The organism is Streptomyces sp. NPDC091649, from assembly GCF_044756785.1.
Classification (GTDB): domain Bacteria; phylum Actinomycetota; class Actinomycetes; order Streptomycetales; family Streptomycetaceae; genus Streptomyces.
Map to the genome: position 1 here is coordinate 79803 of NZ_JBIVTR010000002.1, position 19921 is coordinate 99723.

At 72.4% G+C, this 19921-nt stretch carries 15 protein-coding genes; 5 read left to right on the forward strand and 10 right to left on the reverse strand.

Annotation, left to right across the window (positions count from 1 at the left end; all coding sequences use genetic code 11):
- Window positions 1-71 precede the first annotated feature (71 nt).
- From ACIQMU_RS05655 to hrcA, 4 genes are all read right to left on the reverse strand, one after another.
- On the reverse strand, window positions 72-818 hold the full coding sequence (locus tag ACIQMU_RS05655) for a 16S rRNA (uracil(1498)-N(3))-methyltransferase (protein WP_402688267.1): 747 nt from the start codon (window positions 816-818) through the stop codon (window positions 72-74).
- A complete protein-coding gene (locus tag ACIQMU_RS05660; protein ID WP_402688268.1) occupies window positions 815-1888 on the reverse strand; it encodes a nitronate monooxygenase in 1074 nt (357 codons plus the stop codon). The genes ACIQMU_RS05655 and ACIQMU_RS05660 overlap by 4 nt, the downstream gene beginning before the upstream one ends.
- 133 nt (window positions 1889-2021) lie before the next feature.
- Window positions 2022-3161, reverse strand: a complete 1140-nt coding sequence (gene dnaJ / locus ACIQMU_RS05665; protein WP_352241450.1) for a molecular chaperone DnaJ — start codon at window positions 3159-3161, stop codon at window positions 2022-2024.
- Entirely contained in the window at window positions 3162-4178 is a 1017-nt protein-coding gene (gene hrcA, locus ACIQMU_RS05670; protein WP_030585444.1) for a heat-inducible transcriptional repressor HrcA, read from the reverse strand.
- A gap of 166 nt (window positions 4179-4344) precedes the next feature.
- Between hrcA and ACIQMU_RS05675 the strand changes: the two genes are divergently transcribed.
- The 3 genes from ACIQMU_RS05675 (at window position 4345) to ACIQMU_RS05685 (ending at window position 9035) form a co-directional block, all read left to right on the forward strand.
- On the forward strand, window positions 4345-5088 hold the full coding sequence (locus tag ACIQMU_RS05675; protein WP_352241451.1) for an MBL fold metallo-hydrolase: 744 nt from the start codon (window positions 4345-4347) through the stop codon (window positions 5086-5088).
- Between the two features lie 75 nt (window positions 5089-5163).
- Window positions 5164-5982 carry a DUF3097 domain-containing protein gene (locus ACIQMU_RS05680; RefSeq protein ID WP_352241452.1) on the forward strand — a complete coding sequence of 273 codons (819 nt, stop codon included), beginning with the start codon at window positions 5164-5166 and terminating at the stop codon, window positions 5980-5982.
- Window positions 5983-6152: 170 nt separating this feature from the next.
- Window positions 6153-9035: an ABC transporter substrate-binding protein gene (locus ACIQMU_RS05685; protein WP_352241453.1), complete on the forward strand. Its 2883-nt coding sequence runs from the start codon at window positions 6153-6155 to the stop codon at window positions 9033-9035.
- A 15-nt stretch (window positions 9036-9050) separates the two neighbouring features.
- Here ACIQMU_RS05685 and hemW read toward each other — a convergent pair whose 3' ends face one another.
- The 4 genes from hemW to lepA all read right to left on the reverse strand — a co-directional run bounded on the left by hemW (window position 9051) and on the right by lepA (window position 16576).
- A complete protein-coding gene (gene hemW / locus ACIQMU_RS05690; RefSeq protein WP_352241454.1) occupies window positions 9051-10292 on the reverse strand; it encodes a radical SAM family heme chaperone HemW in 1242 nt (413 codons plus the stop codon).
- Window positions 10258-12297, reverse strand: a complete 2040-nt coding sequence (locus ACIQMU_RS05695; protein ID WP_402688269.1) for a SpoIIE family protein phosphatase — start codon at window positions 12295-12297, stop codon at window positions 10258-10260. Before ACIQMU_RS05695 ends, hemW begins: the two co-directional genes overlap by 35 nt.
- A gap of 231 nt (window positions 12298-12528) precedes the next feature.
- Entirely contained in the window at window positions 12529-14418 is a 1890-nt protein-coding gene (locus ACIQMU_RS05700; RefSeq protein WP_352241456.1) for a long-chain fatty acid--CoA ligase, read from the reverse strand.
- 283 nt (window positions 14419-14701) lie between these two features.
- On the reverse strand, window positions 14702-16576 hold the full coding sequence (lepA, locus tag ACIQMU_RS05705) for a translation elongation factor 4 (RefSeq protein ID WP_402688270.1): 1875 nt from the start codon (window positions 16574-16576) through the stop codon (window positions 14702-14704).
- Window positions 16577-16791: 215 nt separating this feature from the next.
- Between lepA and rpsT the strand changes: the two genes are divergently transcribed.
- On the forward strand, window positions 16792-17058 hold the full coding sequence (rpsT, locus tag ACIQMU_RS05710; protein ID WP_352241458.1) for a 30S ribosomal protein S20: 267 nt from the start codon (window positions 16792-16794) through the stop codon (window positions 17056-17058).
- Between the two features lie 452 nt (window positions 17059-17510).
- Here rpsT and holA read toward each other — a convergent pair whose 3' ends face one another.
- Window positions 17511-18497 (reverse strand): DNA polymerase III subunit delta, encoded by a 987-nt coding sequence (gene holA / locus ACIQMU_RS05715; RefSeq protein WP_352241459.1) that lies wholly within the window; start codon window positions 18495-18497, stop codon window positions 17511-17513.
- A 140-nt stretch (window positions 18498-18637) separates the two neighbouring features.
- Here holA and ACIQMU_RS05720 point away from each other — a divergent pair, with 140 nt between their 5' ends.
- Window positions 18638-18883, forward strand: coding sequence for a hypothetical protein (locus ACIQMU_RS05720; protein WP_352241460.1), 246 nt, complete (start codon window positions 18638-18640; stop codon window positions 18881-18883).
- Between the two features lie 28 nt (window positions 18884-18911).
- Here the strand turns inward: ACIQMU_RS05720 and ACIQMU_RS05725 are convergent, their stop codons facing one another.
- Entirely contained in the window at window positions 18912-19793 is an 882-nt protein-coding gene (locus tag ACIQMU_RS05725) for a YceI family protein (RefSeq protein WP_352241461.1), read from the reverse strand.
- Window positions 19794-19921: the final 128 nt, after the last annotated feature.

Here is a 19921-nt window from a genome sequence, read left to right on the forward strand (position 1 = left end):
CCGTGTTGACGCGGGCAGCCTCCGTGCTGACGCGGGGGGCCTCCGTAGTGACGTGGGAAGAGGCCCGCGCTTCAGCCCCAGCGGCCCGTGCGCCCCAGCAGCAGCGCGGTCGCGGCCGTCCCGGCGGTGGAGGTCCGCAGCACGCTGCGGCCCAGGCGGTAGGGGCGGGCGCCCGCCTCCGCGAAGGCGGCCAGCTCCTGTGGGGAGACACCGCCCTCGGGGCCGACGACGAGCACGATCGTGCCCTCGGCGGGGAACCCGGCCGTGGCGAGGGGGGTGCTGTCGTGGTCGCGGTCCTCGTGGAGGACCCCGGCGAAGTCGGCGTCGGCGAGGAGGGCGGCGACCTGCTTGGTCGTCAGGGCGTCGGCCACTTCGGGGAAGCGCACCCGGCGGGACTGCTTGCCCGCCTCCCTCGCCGTCGCGCGCCACTTCGTCAGCGCCTTGGCGCCCCGCTCGCCCTTCCACTGGGTGATGCAGCGGGCCGCCTGCCAGGGCACGATCGCGTCGACGCCGGTCTCGGTCATGGTCTCGACCGCCAGCTCGCCCCGGTCGCCCTTGGGCAGTGCCTGGACGACGGTGATCCGCGGCTCGGGCGCGGGCTCCTCGTGGACGCTGTCGAGGCCGGTGACCGTGAGCCGGTCCTTGCCCTCGGCGGCCCGCACGACGCCCTCGGCCCAGTGGCCGCGCCCGTCGGTGAGGACGACGTCCTCACCGGGCTGGAGCCGCTTGACGGAGACGGCGTGCCGTCCTTCGGGTCCGTCCAGGACGAACTCGGGCCCGGTGGGCATCCGCTCGACGACGAAGACCGGTGCGGTCACCGGGGGCTCCTCATGCTCAGGGCCGACCGGGCGGCCTCCAGTTCGGCGGCGAGCAGCTCGATCAGCTCGCCCACGGGCAGTTCCCGGGCCATCCGGTGCCCCTGCCCGGCCCACAGGGCCATGCCCTGGGCGTCCCCGGTCTCGGCGGCGGCCCGGCGCAGCCCGCTGGTGACGTAATGGACCTGGGGGTAGGCGGCGGGGGCGTACGGGCCGTGTTCGCGGACGAAGCGGTTGACGAGGCCGCGGGCGGGCCGCCCGGAGAAGGCGCGGGTCAGCTCGGTGCGCACGAACAGGGGGTTGGTCAGGGCCTGCTTGTGCAGCGGGTGCGCCCCGGACTCGGGGCAGGCCAGGAAGGCGGTCCCGAGCTGGGCGGCGTCCGCGCCCGCCGCGAGGACGGCGGCGATCTGCGCGCCGCGCATCAGGCCGCCGGCGGCGACGACCGGGATCCGCACGGTCTCGCGGACCTGGGTGATCAGGGAGAGCAGCCCGGTCCCGGTGGGGCCGATCTGCGGATCGTCGCGGTGGGTGGACTGGTGGCCGCCCGCCTCGACGCCCTGTACGCAGACGGTGTCGGCGCCCGCCCACTGGGCGCGTTGTGCCTCCTCCGCCGAGGTGACCGTGACGACGGTGTGCGTTCCGGCCCTGGCGAAGGCGTCCAGCGTGTCGCGGGCGGGGCAGCCGAAGGTGAAGGAGACCACCGGAACCGGGTCCTCCAGCAGGATCGCGACCTTGGCCTCGTAGCCGTCGTCGCCGCTGCTGTCCGGGTCGCCGAGCGGGGTCTCGTACCAGGCGGCCTCGCCGGCGAGCTGGTGGCGGTAGACCTCGACGGCGCTGGGGTCGGCGAGCGCGGGCTGCGGCATGAAGAGGTTGACGCCGAACGGCCCGCCGGTGATCCGGCGCAGCTGTTTGATCTCGTTGTACATCCCGTCCGCCGTTTTGTACCCGGCGGCCAGGAATCCGAGTCCGCCGCCCTCGGCGACGGCCCCGGCGAGCTGAGGTCCGGACGCGCCGCCCGCCATGGGGGCCTGCACGATCGGATACCGGCAGAGATCGGTCAGCTCCAAGGACATGACCGCATCGTGCCACGTCCCGTTGCACAGGGCCGAATCAGCCAGCCGACGGCCTGACCGGTTCTCCCTCCGTACGCCGCACCGCCCGCCGGTACGGACCCGGCGGGCGGTGCGGTGAAAGGCGGAAAGCGGTTCAGCGGCCGTTGAAGGCGTCCTTCAGCCGGGAGAACAGCCCTTGCTGACCTGGCTGAAACTGACCGAGAGGCCGCTCCTCGCCGCGCAGCTTGGACAGCTCCCGCAGCAGCCGCTCCTGCTCCGCGTCGAGCTTGGAGGGGGTCATCACCTCGACGTGCACGATCAGGTCGCCCCGGCCGCCGCCGCGCAGATGCGTGATCCCGCGCCCGTGCAGGGGCACGGACTGGCCGGACTGGGTGCCGGGCCGGATGTCGATCTCCTCCAGGCCGTCCAGCGTCTCCAACGGGCACTTGGTGCCGAGCGCCGCCGCGGTCATCGGGATGGTGACCGTGCAGTGCAGGTCGTCGCCGCGCCGCTGGAAGACGGCGTGGGGCAGTTCGTGGATCTCCACGTACAGGTCGCCGGGCGGTCCGCCGCCGGGGCCGACCTCGCCCTCGCCGGCGAGCTGGATGCGGGTGCCGTTGTCGACGCCCGCCGGGATCTTCACGGTCAGGGTGCGCCGCGAACGGATGCGGCCGTCGCCGGCGCACTCCGGGCAGGGGGTGGGCACGACCGTGCCGAAGCCCTGGCACTGCGGGCAGGGCCGCGAGGTCATGACCTGGCCCAGGAAGGACCGGGTGACCTGCGAGACCTCGCCGCGGCCGCGGCACATGTCGCAGGTCTGGGCCGAGGTGCCGGGGGCCGCGCCCTCGCCGCTGCAGGTGGTGCAGACCACGGCCGTGTCGACCTGGAGGTCCTTGGTGGTGCCGAAGGCCGCGTCGTTGAGGTCGATCTCCAGGCGGATCATGGCGTCCTGGCCCCGGCGGGTCCGCGAGCGCGGACCGCGCTGCGCGGCGTTGCCGAAGAACGCGTCCATGATGTCGGAGAAGTTGCCGAAGCCGCCGGCCCCGAAACCTCCCGCACCGCCACCGCCGCCGCCGCCGGAGAGCGGGTCGCCGCCGAGGTCGTAGACCTGCTTCTTCTGCGGGTCCGAGAGCACCTCGTAAGCGGCGTTGATCTCCTTGAACCGCTCCTGGGTCTTCGGGTCCGGGTTGACATCCGGGTGCAGCTCGCGAGCGAGCCGACGGAATGCCTTCTTGATCTCGTCCTGAGATGCGTCGCGGCGCACGCCGAGTACGGCGTAGTAGTCCGTGGCCACTTACGACTCCGCCAGGATCTGTCCGACGTAACGTGCCACTGCGCGTACCGCTCCCATCGTTCCGGGGTAGTCCATGCGGGTCGGTCCGACCACGCCGAGTTTGGCGACTGCCTCGTCGCCTGAACCGTAGCCGACCGCGACGACGGACGTGGAGTTGAGCCCCTCGTGGGCGTTCTCGTGCCCGATCCGTACGGTCATGCCGGAGTCCGTTGCCTCACCGAGCAGCTTCAGCAGGACGACCTGCTCCTCCAGCGCTTCCAGCACCGGCCGGATCATCACCGGGAAGTCGTGTCCGAAGCGGGTGAGGTTGGAGGTGCCGCCGATCATCAGCCGCTCCTCCGTCTCCTCGACGAGTGTTTCGAGGAGGGTGGAAAGGACGGTGGAGACCGTCCCCCGGTCCTCGCTGTCGAAGGATTCCGGCAGCTCCTGCACCAGCCGCGGGACATCCGCGAAGCGGCGTCCGACGACCCGGCTGTTGAGCCGGGCCCGCAGATCCGCCAGCGATGCCTCGCCGAAGGGCGCAGGGCAGTCGATCATACGCTGTTCGACCCGGCCGGTGTCCGTGATCAGGACGAGCATCAGCCGGGCGGGGGCGAGCGCCAGCAGTTCCACGTGCCGCACCGTCGAGCGGGTCAGCGAGGGGTACTGCACGACGGCGACCTGCCGGGTCAGCTGCGCGAGCAGCCGCACCGTCCGGCCGACCACGTCGTCGAGGTCGACCGCGCCGTCGAGGAAGTTCTGGATGGCCCGGCGCTCGGGCGAGGACAGCGGCTTGACGCCGGCGAGCTTGTCGACGAAGAGGCGGTACCCCTTGTCGGTGGGGATGCGCCCCGCGCTCGTGTGCGGCTGGGCGATGAAGCCCTCGTCCTCCAGCACCGCCATGTCGTTGCGGACGGTGGCCGGGGAGACTCCCAGCCGGTGCCGTTCGGTCAGCGCCTTGGAGCCGACGGGCTCCTCGGTGCCGACATAGTCCTGGACGATGGCGCGCAGCACTTCGAGTCTGCGTTCGCTGAGCATCGCGCACACCTCCAGCCGTGTCTCTCGGTGTCTGTCTGGCACTCGGTGCGTTCGAGTGCCAGCAATTCCCCGCGGTCAGTGTACGGGGGCGGGGTGGGGCCGGGGCAAGGGCGACCGGCCCACGCTCCGGCGGGACCGTGCAGGTCGTTGCCGATAGCGTCGCCGTATGGACGTCGCTTGGGAAGACTTCGGCTGGGAGCGGTTGGGCAACGGTATCGGCAGGCGGCGGCTCCCGGGCTGGGACGCCACCGCCGCGCTGGCCGCCGGGCCGGACGGCGTACTGCTGTACGACACCGGCGCCACGCTGCGCGAGGGCGTCGAGCTGCGGCGGCAGGCGGAGGCGCTGCTCGGACGGAGAGTGACGCATATCGCACTGAGTCACCCGCACTTCGATCATGTGCTGGGCACCGCCGCGTTCGCCGGGGCGCAGGTGTACGGGGCGGTGGGCGTCGGCGCCCTGCTGCGGAACGAGGCGGAGGGGCTGTGCGCCTCGGCGGTGCGCCACGGGGTGCCGGAGGACGAGGCGGCCCGGTCGGCGGACACGCTGGTGGTCCCGCACCACGAGGTGTGCGGCGACTGGACGCTCGACCTGGGCGGCGGCCGTCAGGTACTGCTGGCGAACGTGGGCCCCGGGCACAGCGGCCATGACCTGGCGGCGCTGGTGCCGGACGCGGACGGGGGGCCTCCGGTGGTGTTCTGCGGCGACCTCGTCGAGGAGTCGGGCGAGCCGCAGGCCGGCCCGGACGCGATCACCTCGCGCTGGCCGGCCGCGCTGGAGAGGCTGCTGGCGCTGGGCGGCGAGGACGCGCTCTATGTGCCGGGGCACGGGGCCGTGGTGGACGCGGCGTTCGTCCGGGCGCAGCGGGCGTCGCTGGCGGAACGCTTCGGCGTGCGGCTCGACGGGGGGTGAGCCCCCAAAGGACCTGTCGCCGGTCTTCGCCGGGTCCTCGGCGCCTGGCGCGCGTACGGCGAATATCGTCGTGCCATGCGCAGCTACCAGCCGGACCTGACCCCGCCGTGGAAGCGGTCCGCCCCCGTGCCCGAGGTGCCCGCCGAGCCCGATCTGGTCGTGGAGGAGGTCGCCACCGGCTTCTGCGGTGCGGTGATCCGCTGCGAGAAGACGGCCCAGGGGCCGACGGTGACCCTGGAGGACCGCTTCGGCAAGCACCGGGTGTTCCCGATGGAGCCGCGCGGCTTCCTGCTGGAGGGCAGGGTCGTCACGCTGGTGCGCCCGGGCCCGGGCGGTCCCGTGCGTCCCACGCGCACGGCCTCCGGCTCGGTGGCGGTGCCCGGGGCGCGGGCGCGGGTGGCGCGGGCCGGGCGGATCTATGTGGAGGGCCGGCACGACGCGGAGCTGGTGGAGCGGGTGTGGGGCGACGACCTGCGCATCGAGGGCGTGGTCGTGGAGTACCTGGAGGGGGTGGACGACCTTCCGTCGATCGTCGGGGAGTTCGCGCCGGGGCCGGACGCCCGGCTGGGCGTGCTGGTGGACCATCTGGTGCCCGGCTCCAAGGAGTCCCGGATCGCCGAGCGGGTGACCGGCGCGCACGTGCTGGTGGTGGGGCACCCGTACATCGACGTGTGGGAGGCGGTGAAGCCGTCCTCGGTGGGGATCGACGCCTGGCCGACGGTGCCGAGGGGGCAGGACTGGAAGACGGGCGTGTGCCGGGCGCTGGGGTGGCCGGAGAACACCGGGGCGGCCTGGCAGCACATCCTGTCCAAGGTCCGCAGCTACAAGGACCTCGAACCCCAACTGCTGGGCCGGGTAGAGGAATTGATTGACTTCGTCACTCTTCCGGACTGATGTCCGGCGGCTGGGAGGGCCCGATACCGCCCTGATACGGGAACGTCGAAGACGATCACGTGCCGATCCCTATGAATGCCTGCGCCCCACAAGCACCATCGGTTATTGAGGGGAGAGCACGGACAGGCGTTCACGGGCCCGAAGGGCTCACGGGGGAAGGGCACGGGGCGATGGCGCGCGAGGTCTGGCGGGACAGTGCGGACAACGAGGCGGCGTCGGCCGTCTTCCACCTGATGCAGCAGCTGATCGACCGGTACCGGGTCAACCGGCCGGTGATGCCGCTCGTGGTGGCCCAGGCTGCGGACGCCGGGGCGGGGCCGGAGATCGACGCCCGGGTGGAGCAGCTCGTGCGTCAGGTGCACCGGGCCAACGAGCTGCGGCGGGTGCCGGTGCGGCTGCTGGACGGCGCGGGGGCGACACCGTACGAGGCGGCGCTCGACATGGTGCGCACGCTCTCCGAGAAGCCGTGGGAGACCCGCGAGAACACCCAGTACAAGACGTTCTCCTTTCCCCGCTCGCGGCTGCTCGGCGCGATCGAGCAGGCCACCGCGGCGGTGGTCGAGCAGTCCGACGGGAACACCTCCGAGGTACGCGAGGAAAGGATTCTGGAGCAGCTGAGCCGGCTGCGCTGGCGGTCCGGGCGGCCCCGCCGGGGCACCTGGTGGGACTCCCTGCGGCGGTCGGTGCGTCCCGAGACGTTCGTCGGCGCGCTCTTCATCGCCCTCCTCAGCGTGCTGCTGGGGGAGATCGACTGGCTGCTGACCGTGCTGGTGGCGGCCCTCGCGCTGATCGGGCTCGTCGTGGTGGGCCTGGCGAGCCGGGCCGCGCCGCCGCTGCTGTGGCTGCGCCGGGCCAGCCGGTGGTTCGCCACCACCTCGTCCCTGGCCGCGTCCAGCACCGGCCATCCGTCGGACGGCTGGTCGTGGTTCTCGCCGAGCGGCTCGTGGCGGGTGATCGGGGCGCGGGCGGCGGCGGTCGCGGAGCGGGTGGCGGACGCGGGGACGGGCGACGAGCACGCGCGCCAGTTCCATCTGGAGCTGCGGGTGCAGGCGCTGCTGGAGGACCTGCGGCACAACTACCGCCCGCACTCCCTGGACTGGCGGCGCAGCAAGCGCACGGTCCCGCCGGTGGTGTTCCTCCCCCGGGCCACCCAGGACAACGGCGGCATCCTGCTGATCAACGCGATCAACAACGTGCGGTCGCGGCGCAGCGAGGTGGATCCGCTGCTGCTGCTCGCCTCGCTGCCCGCCCCCGAGATCATGCGGCACACCCCGCCGCTGCCCCCGGAGCGGCCGGGTCCCGGGGGGCCGGCCGGTTCCTCCGGAGCGCGGGCCCGCTACGAGCGCTGGGTCGACGACCTGAGCCTGGGCCAGTCACCGGTGGCGGCGGCGACCCTGGCGTGGGTGCTGCTGCTGCCGCTGTCCACCGAGAAGCTGACCCATGAACACGCGCACGCGCAGCTCGTCACCCACCGGGTGCGGCGCACCTGGGCGTGGTGGGTGATGTCGCGGGCGACCGTCGCCGTGCTCGTCGTGGGCAGTCTGCTCGGGGCGTTCCTGTGGGCCGGGCACTGGCGCGAGACGTACTGCCACGGACCGCTGACCGACCGCAGCACGGACGCGATCTGGGCCGGTCCCGACGGCGACCGGGAGTGTGTCGGGGTGGCGACCGCTCGCGAGGTGCTCTTCGCCCGGGGCAACGGCCTGGAGCTGAAGGGGGCCGGCGAGGGCATCACGTTCGAGCGGATCGAGCAGGCGATCCGCGAGGAGAACGACGACATCGAGCCGGGCGACGCCTACGTGACGATCGTGTACGCCGGTCCGCTCACCGCCACGGGCAACGACCGGGAGGCGACCCGCAAGGGCCTGGAGGAGCTGACCGGCGTCTACCTCCAGCAGCGGGCGGTGAACAAGACCGTGCGCCGGTCGGTGAGGCTGCGGGTGCTGACGGCCAACGGCGGCGAGGACATGCTGCGGCAGAACACCGCCGTGAAGAAGATCATCGAGGTGGCCCGGCGGGACCCGACGGTGGTCGGGGTGGTGGGTCTCGGCCGCAACACCGACGAGAGCGACGACGCGGCGGAACTGCTGCGCGAGGCGGGGCTGCCGCTGGTGAACACGACGAACTCCAGCAGCGACCTGCCCCGCCGGTTCCCCAACTACTTCGGCCTCGCGGCGACGGACGAGGAGCAGACGTACGCGCTGGGGCTGGTCGCCCGGCAGGTCGCGGAGGGCCTGGACCGCCCGCACGCGCTCGTGCTGTCGCGCCGGACCCGCAACGGGGACAAGGACCGGTACACCGCCGAGCAGCGGGCCGCGGGCAAGGAGATGCTCCGCACGTCGGGCTTCACACTGGGCCGTGACGTGGAGTACGACCTCGCGGGCGGAGCCAGCCTCAACGCCCCGCTGACCACCATCTGCCGGGCCGAGCGGGTCCCCGACGCGCTGTACTTCGCCGGGCGGGTCGAGGACGTGCGGACGCTGATGCGGGGCCTGTCGGAGACCACCGGGTGTTCGGACCGGCGGATGACGGTGTTCACCGGGGACGATCTGACGAAGGGCACGTTCGACGACGACGACAGCACGTCCATAGCGGCCAACGTCACGCTCTACCACAGCTCGCTCGCCCCGCTGGACCGGGGGAAGAACCTCGGTTTCTACGGGGACGCGTACCGCACGCTGCGGGCGCTGCACCCCGACGGCGAGGTCGCCGAGCTGGCCCCGGGACGTCCGGCGTACGAGGACGAGCTGTTCGCCAGCGGGCAGACCGTCATCTCCTACAGCGCGACGGCGGCCCTGTACGACGCCGCGGCGCGCGGCGACAAGCGCCGGAGCGCGGCGGAGACCTGGGCGACGCTGCACACGGTCGACCTCAACAACATGCCCACGGGGACGATCTCGTTCAGCCGTGCCAGGTCCTCGGTGTCCGACAACGTGCACGGTCTCAACATCGTCAAGGTGATCCGCCGGGGCCCGAAGGCCGAACGGACCCACGTCTGCGGCAAGCCGGCCGGGGTCGCGCCGCCGCTGACGGCGAAGGACTGCAGGCCGTGAGGTTCTCCGGGCGGGTCAGTCGACCAGGTCCCGCACGACGGCGTCGGCCAGGAGCCGCCCGCGCAGGGTGAGGACCGCGCGGCCCCTCCCGTACGGCTCCGGGTCCAGCAGTCCGTCGCCCAGGGCGCGGCGGGAGGCGGCGAGACCGTCGGGCCTCAGGAGGGAGAGGGGGCAGCCCTCGCGCAGCCGCAGTTCCAGCAGGATGCGTTCGACCCGGCGGTCCTCCTCGCCGAGGACCTCGCGGCCCGCGCCGGGCGAGCGGCCCTCCGAGAGCGCCTGGGCGTACGCGCCGGGGTGCTTCACATTCCACCAGCGGACCCCGCCGACGTGGCTGTGGGCGCCGGGGCCCGCGCCCCACCAGTCGGCGCCGCGCCAGTACAGCTCGTTGTGCAGGCAGCGGCCGGCCTCGGTGGTCGCCCAGTTGGAGACCTCGTACCAGTCGAAGCCGGCGGCGGCGAAGGCGGCGTCCGCGATGAGGTAGCGGTCGGCGTGCGCGTCGTCGTCGGTCATCGGGATCTCGCCGCGTCGGATACGGCGGGCGAGCTGGGTGCCCTCCTCGACGATCAGGGCGTACGCGGACACGTGGTCGGGGCCCGCGCCGATCGCGGCGTCCAGGGTGGCCCGCCAGTCGTCGTCGGACTCTCCGGGGGTGCCGTAGATCAGGTCGAGGTTGACGTGGTCGAAGCCGGCCGCGCGCGCCTCGGCGACGCACGCCTCGGGGCGGCCGGGGGTGTGCGTGCGGTCCAGGATCTTCAGGACGTGCTGCTTGGCGCTCTGCATGCCGAAGGAGACCCGGTTGAAACCGCCCTCGCGCAGCGCGGCGAGGTAGGCGGGGTCGACGGACTCCGGATTGGCCTCGGTGGTGATCTCCGCGTCGTCCGCGAGCCCGAACTCCTCCCTGATCGCCGCCAGCATCCGCACGAGATCGGCGGCGGGCAGCAGGGTGGGGGTGCCGCCGCCGACGAAGACCGTGCGCACGGGGCGCGGGTCGTCGCCGAGGACCTTGCGGGCCTGGCGGACCTCCTCGATGAGGTGGGAGGCGTAGTTGTCGCGGGAGGCGAGCGCTCCGCCGGTGCCGCGCAGCTCGGTGGCGGTGTAGGTGTTGAAGTCGCAGTAGCCGCAGCGGGTGGCGCAGTACGGGACGTGCAGGTAGAAGCCGAGCGGGCGGTCGGCTGCGCCTTCCAGGGCATGGCGGGGCAGCGCCCCGTCGTCGGGCACGGGCTCACCATCGGGCAGTACGGAAGGCATACCGTCCATTGTCGCTCGCCGCCGGCGCTGTCCGGACCGGGCCGGAGTCCGGCAGCCGTTCCGCGTGCAGGACCATCAGCGCCAGGTCGTCGTCCGGGGGCCGCTCGGCGAACGCGTGGACGGCCCGGCGGATCCGCTCGGCCGTCGCCCCGGCGGGCAGCCCGGCGCACCCGGCCAGCACCCGGGCCAGCCCGTCCCCGTCGTCGAACATCAGCGGGCCCGACCGGCGCTCGGTCACCCCGTCCGTGACGCAGAGCAGCGTGTCCCCGGGCAGCAGGTCGAAGACCTGGCTCCCGTACGCCACGTCCTCGACGACCCCGAGCAGCACCTGGGGCTCGGCCGCCGGGCGTACGGAGCCGTCGGGACGCAGCAGCAGGGGCAGCGGGTGCCCTGCGCTGGCCACCGTGCAGCGGGCCCCGCCGCCGGGGAGCGGCACGACCTCCCCGTACAGCAGGGAGAGGAACCGCGGCTGGGCTCCGTCGTGGAGCTGCCGGCCCCCGGCGGCGGCGACCATCAGGGCGGCGGCCTCGGCGGCCTCCATGGCGTCGTCGAGGAGCAGCCGGTTCAGCCGGTCCAGGACCTTCCCGACGCCGAAGCCCTCCCGGGAGAGCAGCCGGAGCCAGGGGCGGGCGAGGCCGGTGACGACGGCGGCCTCGGGGCCGCTGCCCTGGACGTCGCCGAGGACGAAGCACCAGCGGTCGCCGGGGCACGGGAAGATGTCGTAGAAGTCACCGCCGACCACGCCGTCGTCGCTCGGTTCGTAGACGAGGGCGCTGGTGAGGCCGGGGATCTCGGCGACCTTGCTGGGGAGCAGGCCGCGCTGGAGGATGCGGCTGATGGTGGCCTGCCGGGTGTAGGCGCGGGCCGCGCCGACGGCGAGGCCGAGGCGGCGGACGAAGTCCTCGATCAGCGACGTCACCGCCTCCGGCACCTGGGCGACGCCCTCACGGCCGACGAGGACGGTCCCGAGCGCCCGGCCGCCCGCGGTGATCCGGAACGCGAGCGCGGCCCCGCCCCGGCCGCCGGGGCACGAGGGCGGCGCGGGGGAATCCTCCTGGCGGTCGCCCTCGGCGTGGTGCGCGGGCCAGGGCACGGGGACGGGGCCCGCGCCGTCGGGGAGCTCGGGGGGAGCTTTCTCCAGGGCGGTGCGCAGGGGCTCGGCACCGGTCTCGTCGCTGTGCCAGACCCGGGCGAGCCGGGGTTCGGCGGCCGGTCCGCCGCCCTCGGCCTCCAGCCAGATCGCGCACCAGTCGGCCAGCCGGGGCACCAGCAGCTGGCCCGCTATGGCGGCCACCAGGTCCTCGTCGAGCTGCCCGGCGAGCAGGTCGGACGCCTCGGCGAGGAAGGCGGGGGCGCCCCGGCTGTCCCAGACCGCGTCGTCGCGCTCGGCGCGCCGGGCCGCGGGGGCGAGGATCTCGGCGGCGCGCAGGCCGCGCCTGAGGGTCTCCCCGTCGGGCGCGGCGGGCGGGGAGCTCCAGTCGTCGACGGGAAGGCGGGCCCAGACGGTCTTGCGGCCGGTGCGGTAGGTGATGCCCCAGGAGTCGGCGAGGGTGGCGACGAGCTGGAGGCCCCGGCCGTACTCGGCCGGGTCGGGCAGCTCGTCCGCGGGCGTCCTGGCCGGCCCGGCCCCGGGGCCCTCGCCGCTCACCGGGCGGGCCGGGTGGTGGTCGGTGATCTCCAGCACGAGGGCGGCGGATGGTTCGTCGCCGCCTTCCTCCTCCAGCCTGAGGAGCAGGTCGACCGTGGTCCCGGCGTGCACGACGGCGTTGGTGACCAGCTCGTTGGTGACGGTCACGGCGTCGTCGGCGAGCCGGTCGCTGAAGCCCACGGCGGCCGGCACCCCGAGCCCGGTCCACTCCGCGAGCGCGGCGCGCACGAACCGGCGGGCGGCGGACGGAGCGAGGGGGACGCCGGGCAGGCTGGTGCGGCCGGCCAGGCGCGGTCCGTGCGCGTGCCCGGCACGGGTGGTGCCGGGACGCTGCACGATGTCCCGCTGCAAGGGGATGGGCGCCACGGTGCGGCTCCTACGGTCCGACGACACCGACAGAGTGACAGACCGGCCGCATCCATAAGCAACGAGTTACGGAAGTAGGCAGAAAATCGAGCATGTTCGAACGCAATGTTTCGGGAAACTCAACGGGGCGTGCACGGCGGGCGGGGGCGTTCGGCCCCGTGGGCGCCGGACGCCGACCGCCCGGTGCGAGCCGGGGCCGGGCCCCGGGCGGTCGGTGTCGGGCCGTTCGCGCTACGCCTCGCGCGAACCCGCGTACATCTCGTCGATGAGCCCCTGGTACTCGCGCTCGACGACCGGCCGCTTCAGCTTGAGGCTGGGGGTCAGCTCGCCGTGCTCGACGTCCAGGTCGCGCGGCAGGAGGCGGAACTTCTTGATGGTCTGCCAGCGCTGGAGGCCCTCGTTGAGGCGCTTGACGTAGCCGTCGATCAGCTCGACGGTCTGCGGCGCGGCGACCACCTCGGCGTACGGCTTGCCCTCCAGGCCGTTCTCGGCGGCCCAGCCGAGGAGGGTGGGCCCGTCGAGGGCGATGAGCGCGGTGCAGAAGTTACGGTCCGCGCCGTGCACCAGGATGTTGGAGACGAACGGGCAGACCGCCTTGAACTGGCCCTCGACCTCCGCCGGGGCGACGTACTTGCCGCCGGACGTCTTGATCAGGTCCTTCTTGCGGTCGGTGATGCGCAGGTATCCGTCGACCGACAGTTCGCCGATGTCCCCGGTGTGGATCCAGCCGTCCGACTCCAGGACCTCCTCGGTCTTGTCGGGCAGCTTGTGGTAGCCCTGCATGACGCCGGGGCCGCGCAGCAGGATCTCGCCGTCGTCGGCGATGCGCACCTCGGTCCCGGGGAGCGGCTTGCCGACCGTGCCGGTGCGGTACGCCTCGCCCGGGTTGACGAAGGACGCGGCACTGGTCTCGGTGAGGCCGTAGCCCTCCAGGATGTGGACGCCGGCGCCCGCGAAGAAGTAGCCGATGTCCGGGGCGAGGGCGGCGGAGCCGGAGACGCAGGCGCGCAGCCGGCCGCCGAACGCCTCACGGATCTTGGAGAAGACGAGGGCGTCGGCGACCTTGTGCTTGGCGCCCAGCGCGAAGGGGACGGACGCCCGGCCGGTGCGGCGGAAGTTGTCCTGGGAGACCTTGGCGTACTCGCGGGCGACCCCGGCCGCCCACTGGAAGATCTTGTACTTCGCGCCGCCGCCCGCGCGGGCCTTGGAGGCGACCCCGTTGTAGACCTTCTCGAAGATCCGGGGCACGGCGGCCATGTAGGTCGGCTGGACGACCGGCAGGTTCTCGATGATCTTGTCGATGCGGCCGTCGACCGCGGTGACGTGGCCGACCTCGATCTGGCCGGAGGTGAGGACCTTGCCGAAGACGTGGGCGAGCGGCAGCCAGAGGTACTGCACGTCGTCGGCGTTGATCAGGCCGGTCGCCACGGTGGCCTTGGCCATGTACGACCAGTTGTCGTGCGGCAGCCGTACGCCCTTGGGGCGGCCGGTGGTGCCCGAGGTGTAGATGAGGGTGGCGAGCTGGTCGGCGGTGATCGCGGAGACCCGCTCGGTGACCGCGTCCGGAGTCTTGGCGAGCAGCTCGGCGCCCCGGGCCTCCAGCTCCGCGAGGGTGAGGACCCAGCCCTCGGGGTCGCCCTCGGCGGGCTCGACGCCGGCCGGGTCGATGACCACGACATGGGCGAGATCCGGCAGGCCCTCGCGGGTCTCCCGGGCCTTGGCCAGCTGCTCGGCGTCCTCCGCGACGAGGATCCGGCTCTCGGAGTCGGACAGGATGAACGCCGACTCCTCCGCGTTCGTGGAGGGGTAGATCGTCGTGGTCGCGGCGCCCGCGCACATCACCCCGAGGTCGATGAGGATCCACTCCACCCGGGTGGCCGAGGAGAGGGCGACCCGCTCCTCGGGCCGCACGCCGAGCGCGATCAGCCCGGCGGCGATCGCGTAGACCCGCTCCGCGGCCTGGCCCCAGCTCAGCGACTTCCAGTCGTCGGGGCCCTCGCCCGAGGCGGAGGGCACCGGATAGCGGTACGCCTCCCCGTCCGGCGTCGCCGCCACGCGGTCGATGAAGAGGGCCGCCACGGAGGGCGGCCGGTTATCGATCAAGGTCTGTGTGTCGCTCACGACGTCCTCCGGGCCTGCGGCATTGCTACGACCGGCTTCTTTGATGCGGCGACCCACTGCTGTCGCCCTGCTGCTCTCGTCCTGCTGCGCAACCTGCTTGTTCGGGCTTGTTTAACTGGCCAGTAACCATCGAGTCGTGATCAGAGTAGAGCGCACATGTCCGCCACGTAAGAGGCAACGGGCCGCCGCTTGATAACGAAAGGGCCCACGGCGAAGGGCCCCCACGCCGCACGGTACTGCGGCATGGGGGCCCTGGGGACCGCTGAAGGGCGGAGGGCCGGGGCTACTTCTTGCCCTTGCTCTCCCCCGCGGACTCGTCGGTCGACAGGACGGAGATGAAGGCGTCCTGCGGAACCTCCACGTTGCCGACCATCTTCATCCGCTTCTTGCCCTCCTTCTGCTTCTCCAGCAGCTTCCGCTTACGGGAGATGTCACCGCCGTAGCACTTGGCGAGGACGTCCTTGCGGATGGCGCGGACGGTCTCGCGGGCGATGACCCGGGCGCCGATGGCCGCCTGGATCGGCACCTCGAAGTTCTGCCGGGGAATGAGCTTCTGCAGCTTGGCGACGAGCCGCACGCCGTACGCGTACGCCTTGTCCTTGTGGGTGACCGCGGAGAACGCGTCCACCTTGTCGCCGTGCAGCAGGATGTCCACCTTGACGAGCTGGGCCGACTGCTCGCCGGTGGGCTCGTAGTCGAGGGAGGCGTAACCCCGGGTCTTGGACTTCAGCTGGTCGAAGAAGTCGAAGACGATCTCCGCGAGCGGCAGCGTGTAACGGATCTCGACCCGGTCCTCGGAGAGGTAGTCCATGCCGAGCATCGTGCCGCGCCGGCCCTGGCACAGCTCCATGATCGCGCCGATGAACTCGCTCGGGGCCAGCACCGTGGCACGCACCACGGGCTCGTGCACCCGGTCGATCTTGCCCTCGGGGAACTCGCTCGGGTTGGTGACGGTGTGCTCGGTGCCGTCCTCCATCTCGACGCGGTAGACCACGTTGGGGGCGGTGGCGATCAGGTCGAGGCCGAATTCGCGCTCCAGCCGCTCGCGGACCACGTCCAGGTGGAGCAGGCCGAGGAAGCCGACGCGGAAACCGAAGCCGAGCGCGGCGGAGGTCTCCGGCTCGTAGACCAGGGCGGCGTCGTTGAGCTGGAGCTTGTCCAGCGCCTCGCGCAGGTCCGGGTAGTCCGAGCCGTCCAGCGGGTACAGCCCCGAGAACACCATCGGCTTCGGGTCCTTGTAGCCGCCCAGCGCCTCGGTCGCCCCGTTGTGCAGGGAGGTGATCGTGTCACCGACCTTGGACTGCCGCACGTCCTTCACACCGGTGATGATGTAGCCGACCTCGCCCACGCCGATGCCGTCGGCCGGGGTCATCTCCGGGGACGACACCCCGATCTCCAGCAGCTCGTGGGTGGCGCCGGTCGACATCATCCGGATGCGCTCGCGCTTGTTGAGCTGTCCGTCGATGACACGGACGTAGGTGACGACACCGCGGTAGGAGTCGTAGACCGAGTCGAAGATCATCGCGCGGGCGGGGGCGTTCGCCACGCCGACCGGGGCCGGTACGTCCCGCACGACCCGGTCGAGCAGCGCGTCCACGCCGATCCCGGTCTTGGCGGAGACCTTGAGCACGTCCTCGGGCTGGCAGCCGATGAGGTTGGCCAGCTCCTCGGAGAACTTCTCCGGCTGGGCGGCGGGGAGGTCGATCTTGTTGAGCACCGGGATGATGGTGAGGTCGTTCTCCATCGCGAGATAGAGGTTGGCCAGCGTCTGGGCCTCGATGCCCTGCGCGGCGTCGACCAGCAGGACCGTGCCCTCGCAGGCCGCGAGCGAACGGGAGACCTCGTAGGTGAAGTCCACGTGGCCCGGGGTGTCGATCATGTTGAGGACATGGGTGGTGCCCGTGTCCTCGCCGGTGTCGGGCGCCCAGGGCAGCCGGACCGCCTGGGACTTGATGGTGATGCCGCGCTCGCGCTCGATGTCCATCCGGTCGAGGTACTGAGCGCGCATCTGCCGCTGGTCGACCACTCCGGTCAGCTGAAGCATCCGGTCGGCGAGGGTCGACTTGCCGTGGTCGATGTGCGCGATGATGCAGAAATTGCGGATCAGCGCCGGGTCGGTACGGCTCGGCTCGGGCACGTTGGAAGGAGTCGCGGGCACGCAGGGTCCTGTTTCTTGAGACGCCGAACGCCGTGTCTCGGGTCGATGTCGGGTCGGTCGGATCGATACGTAGGCTCCATCGTCCCACGCCTGCCGGACAGCGACCGGTTTGGGCCGGTCGGAGGGTGACTGCTACCGTGGACAGCTGTGCCTCGTGTGCTCTCAGGAGCGGCGCGGCCACCCAGAAGATCCAACGAACCTGAAAAGGCTCTTTCGTGGCGAACATCAAGTCCCAGATCAAGCGGAACAAGACCAACGAGAAGGCGCGCCTGCGCAACAAGGCCGTCAAGTCGTCGCTCAAGACCGCGATCCGCAAGGCCCGCGAGGCCGCCGTTGCCGGTGACGTCGAGAAGGCCACCACGGCCGTCCGCGACGCTTCCCGTCAGCTCGACAAGGCTGTCTCGAAGGGTGTCATCCACAAGAACGCCGCCGCCAACAAGAAGTCGGCGCTGGCTTCCAAGGTTGCCTCCCTGCAGGGCTGAGCTTCTACCCGAAGCTCACTGATGTGACCGCCGGAACGGACCAGACGGGCCCTCTCTCCCGTCCCTGACCGGCACCCCGCGCCGCACACCGAACCTGCGTTCGCCACGCGGGTGCGGCGCACCCAGAGTGTGATCCGGAAGCCCCGGGCCCCGATCTCCCCAGATCGAGGACCCGGGGCTTCCGTACGTCCGGGGCCCTCGGCCCGACGGTCAGAGCCGGGGGGCCGCTCGGTCCTCTCCCGGGGCACAGCCGGCCCGTCCGCGCCCGCGCCTGGACCGTCCGGCCTCTGAGGACGGAACCGGTGCTCGCGCAAGGGCCCGCACACTGCGGCCGTGACGCCCCTCCCAGCCCGTCCGGCGCTCGGGGCGGAGCCGGTCACCGCAGGGCTCCGCACACCGCGGCGAGCCCGAGGCCCCCCGTGACCGCACCCGGGCGCCCGGCAGGGGACCGCCTACCGCCCGGCCCTCGCGGCCCGGGCGACGACGACGACGGCCTTCTCCAACGCGTACTCCGGGTCGTCCCCTCCGCCCTTCACCCCCGCGTCCGCCGCCGCCACCGCCTGCAGGGCGACCGCGACCCCGTCCGGCGTCCACCCCCGCATCTGCTGCCGCACCCGGTCGATCTTCCATGGCGGCATGCCCAGCTCCCGGGCCAGATCGGCCGGCCGGCCGCCCCGCGCCGAGGACAGCTTTCCGATCGCCCGCACCCCCTGCGCCAGCGCACTGGTGATCAGGACGGGCGGCACCCCGGTGGACAGCGACCACCGCAGCGCCTCCAGCGCCTCCGCCGCACGCCCCTCCACCGCCCGGTCGGCGACGGTGAACGACGAGGCTTCCGCCCGCCCGGTGTAATAGCGCCCGACGACCGCCTCGTCGATCGTGCCCTCGACGTCCGCGATCAGCTGGGACACCGCACTGGCCAGCTCCCGCAGATCGCTGCCGATGGAGTCGACCAGCGCCTGGCACGCCTCCGGCGTCGCGGACCGCCCGTGCGCCCGGAACTCCGACCGTACGAAGGAGAGCCGTTCGGCCGGCTTGGTGGTCTTCGGGCAGGCGACCTCCCGCGCCCCGGCCTTGCGCGCCGCGTCCAGCAGCCCCTTGCCCTTGGCTCCGCCCGCGTGCAGCAGGACGAGCGTGATCTCCTCCGCCGGCGCGCCGAGATACGCCTTGACGTCCTTGACCGTGTCGGCCGCGAGATCCTGCGCGTTGCGCACGATCACGACCTTGCGCTCGGCGAACAGCGAGGGGCTGGTGAGCTCGGCGAGAGTGCCGGGCTGCAACTGGTCGGACGCCAGATCGCGTACGTCCGTGTCGGCGTCGGCAGCACGGGCCGCGGCCACCACCTGCTGCACCGCACGGTCCAGGAGGAGGTCCTCCTGGCCCACGGCGAGGGTGAGGGGGGCGAGCGGATCGTCGGTGGAATTCTTCCTGGTGGCCATCGCGATCCAGCATCCCACGCCCCACTGACAGCCCTGACGGCCCGGACAGCACTGCCTGGCCACCCTGGGGCGCCGGGCGCGGGGTGCGGGGCGTGGGTGCGGGGTGCGGGGCACCGGCGTCCGTACCGGAGAATGGCCGGGTGAGCGATGTGAGACATGTACTGGTGCTGCCCGACCGCGACGCCGCGGAGGAGGTGGCCGGGGAGCTGGCGGACCGCTTCGGAGTCACCGAGGAGCCGCAGCTGGTCCGGGACGCGCTGGCCGGCGAGGACGACGCCGAGGACGCCCAGTGGCTGGTGGTCGTCGAGGACGCGGCCGGGCGCCTGGACCCGGCCTCGCTGGACGCGTTCGCCGAGGAGCACGAAGGCTGGCTGGAGAAGCCGTAGGCGCCTGTCCGCAGCCCCGCCCGGCAGCTCAGCCCTTGGGCACGATCTGGATGTCCAGGTCGATGACGATGCTGGGCCCCACCACCGCGATACCGCGCGCGAGCATGGTCTGCCAGGTGAGGGTGAAGTCCTCGCGGTGCAGTTCGGTGGTGGCCCGGCAGGCGGCGCGCGTCTCGCCCTCCAGGCCGCTGCCGATACCGAGGTACTGGGTGTCCAGCGTCACGGTACGGCTGACGCCGTGCAGGGTCAGCGCGCCGGTGACGCCCCAGCGGCTGCCGCCCCGGTGGACGAAGCGCTCGCTGTAGAACTCCAGCGTCGGGTAGCGGCCGACATCGAGGAAGTCGCCGGAGCGCAGGTGGTCGTCGCGCATCTGCACATTGGTGTCGATCGACGCCGCGTCGATGACCACGTGCATGGCGGAGTCCTCCATGCGGTCCGCGATCCGGACGGCCCCGGCGAACGTGTTGAACCTGCCGTGGATCCGGGCCATCCCGATGTGTCGCGCGGTGAAGCCGATCTGCGAGTGGTTCGGCTCGATGTCCCAGTCGCCGGGGTCGGGCAGCTGCGGGGGCTGCGCCACCTGGAGGGTCACATCGCCCAGGGTGGCGTGCGCCCCCTCGGTCACTGTCGCCGCGCCGTGGAACGGGGTGAAGCCCTCGGCCGTGAGCGCCAGCCGGTAGTCACCGGCCGGGACCGTGGCGAGAACGCTGCCGAAGGGGTCCGTCTCACCGCCCGTCACCTTGCGACCGGCACTGTCGGTCACGACGAATTCCGCCTGCTGCACTGGTTCGTTGACGGGGTCCAGCACCCGGCAGCTGAGTACGCCCGCGGTACGGGGCACCTGGAATCCGGCGAGGGCCCCACCGCGCCCACCCGCCTGGCCTCTGTTTCCCAGCCAACGGCCGAACATCTCTTACGTACCCCCAGGGGCGCTTCCACGCTTCGGGCCCTGACAGGTGGACGTCTCTGTCGGATCAGCGGCCCGCCGACAAACACGCATTCGATCACTGTTGCGGCGTTCGAGGCAAACGGAGATCC

Bases quoted from the DNA above. Each gene is read 5' to 3' on its own strand.
- ACIQMU_RS05725 (WP_352241461.1), bottom strand. From the start codon at position 19,793: ATGTTCGGCCGTTGGCTGGGAAACAGAGGCCAGGCGGGTGGGCGCGGT.
- ACIQMU_RS05675 (WP_352241451.1), top strand. From the start codon at position 4,345: ATGGACGTCGCTTGGGAAGACTTCGGCTGGGAGCGGTTGGGCAACGGT.
- ACIQMU_RS05685 (WP_352241453.1), top strand. From the start codon at position 6,153: ATGGCGCGCGAGGTCTGGCGGGACAGTGCGGACAACGAGGCGGCGTCG.
- ACIQMU_RS05660 (WP_402688268.1), bottom strand. From the start codon at position 1,888: ATGTCCTTGGAGCTGACCGATCTCTGCCGGTATCCGATCGTGCAGGCC.
- holA (WP_352241459.1), bottom strand. From the start codon at position 18,497: ATGGCCACCAGGAAGAATTCCACCGACGATCCGCTCGCCCCCCTCACC.
- hemW (WP_352241454.1), bottom strand. From the start codon at position 10,292: ATGGACGGTATGCCTTCCGTACTGCCCGATGGTGAGCCCGTGCCCGAC.
- ACIQMU_RS05680 (WP_352241452.1), top strand. From the start codon at position 5,164: ATGCGCAGCTACCAGCCGGACCTGACCCCGCCGTGGAAGCGGTCCGCC.
- hrcA (WP_030585444.1), bottom strand. From the start codon at position 4,178: ATGCTCAGCGAACGCAGACTCGAAGTGCTGCGCGCCATCGTCCAGGAC.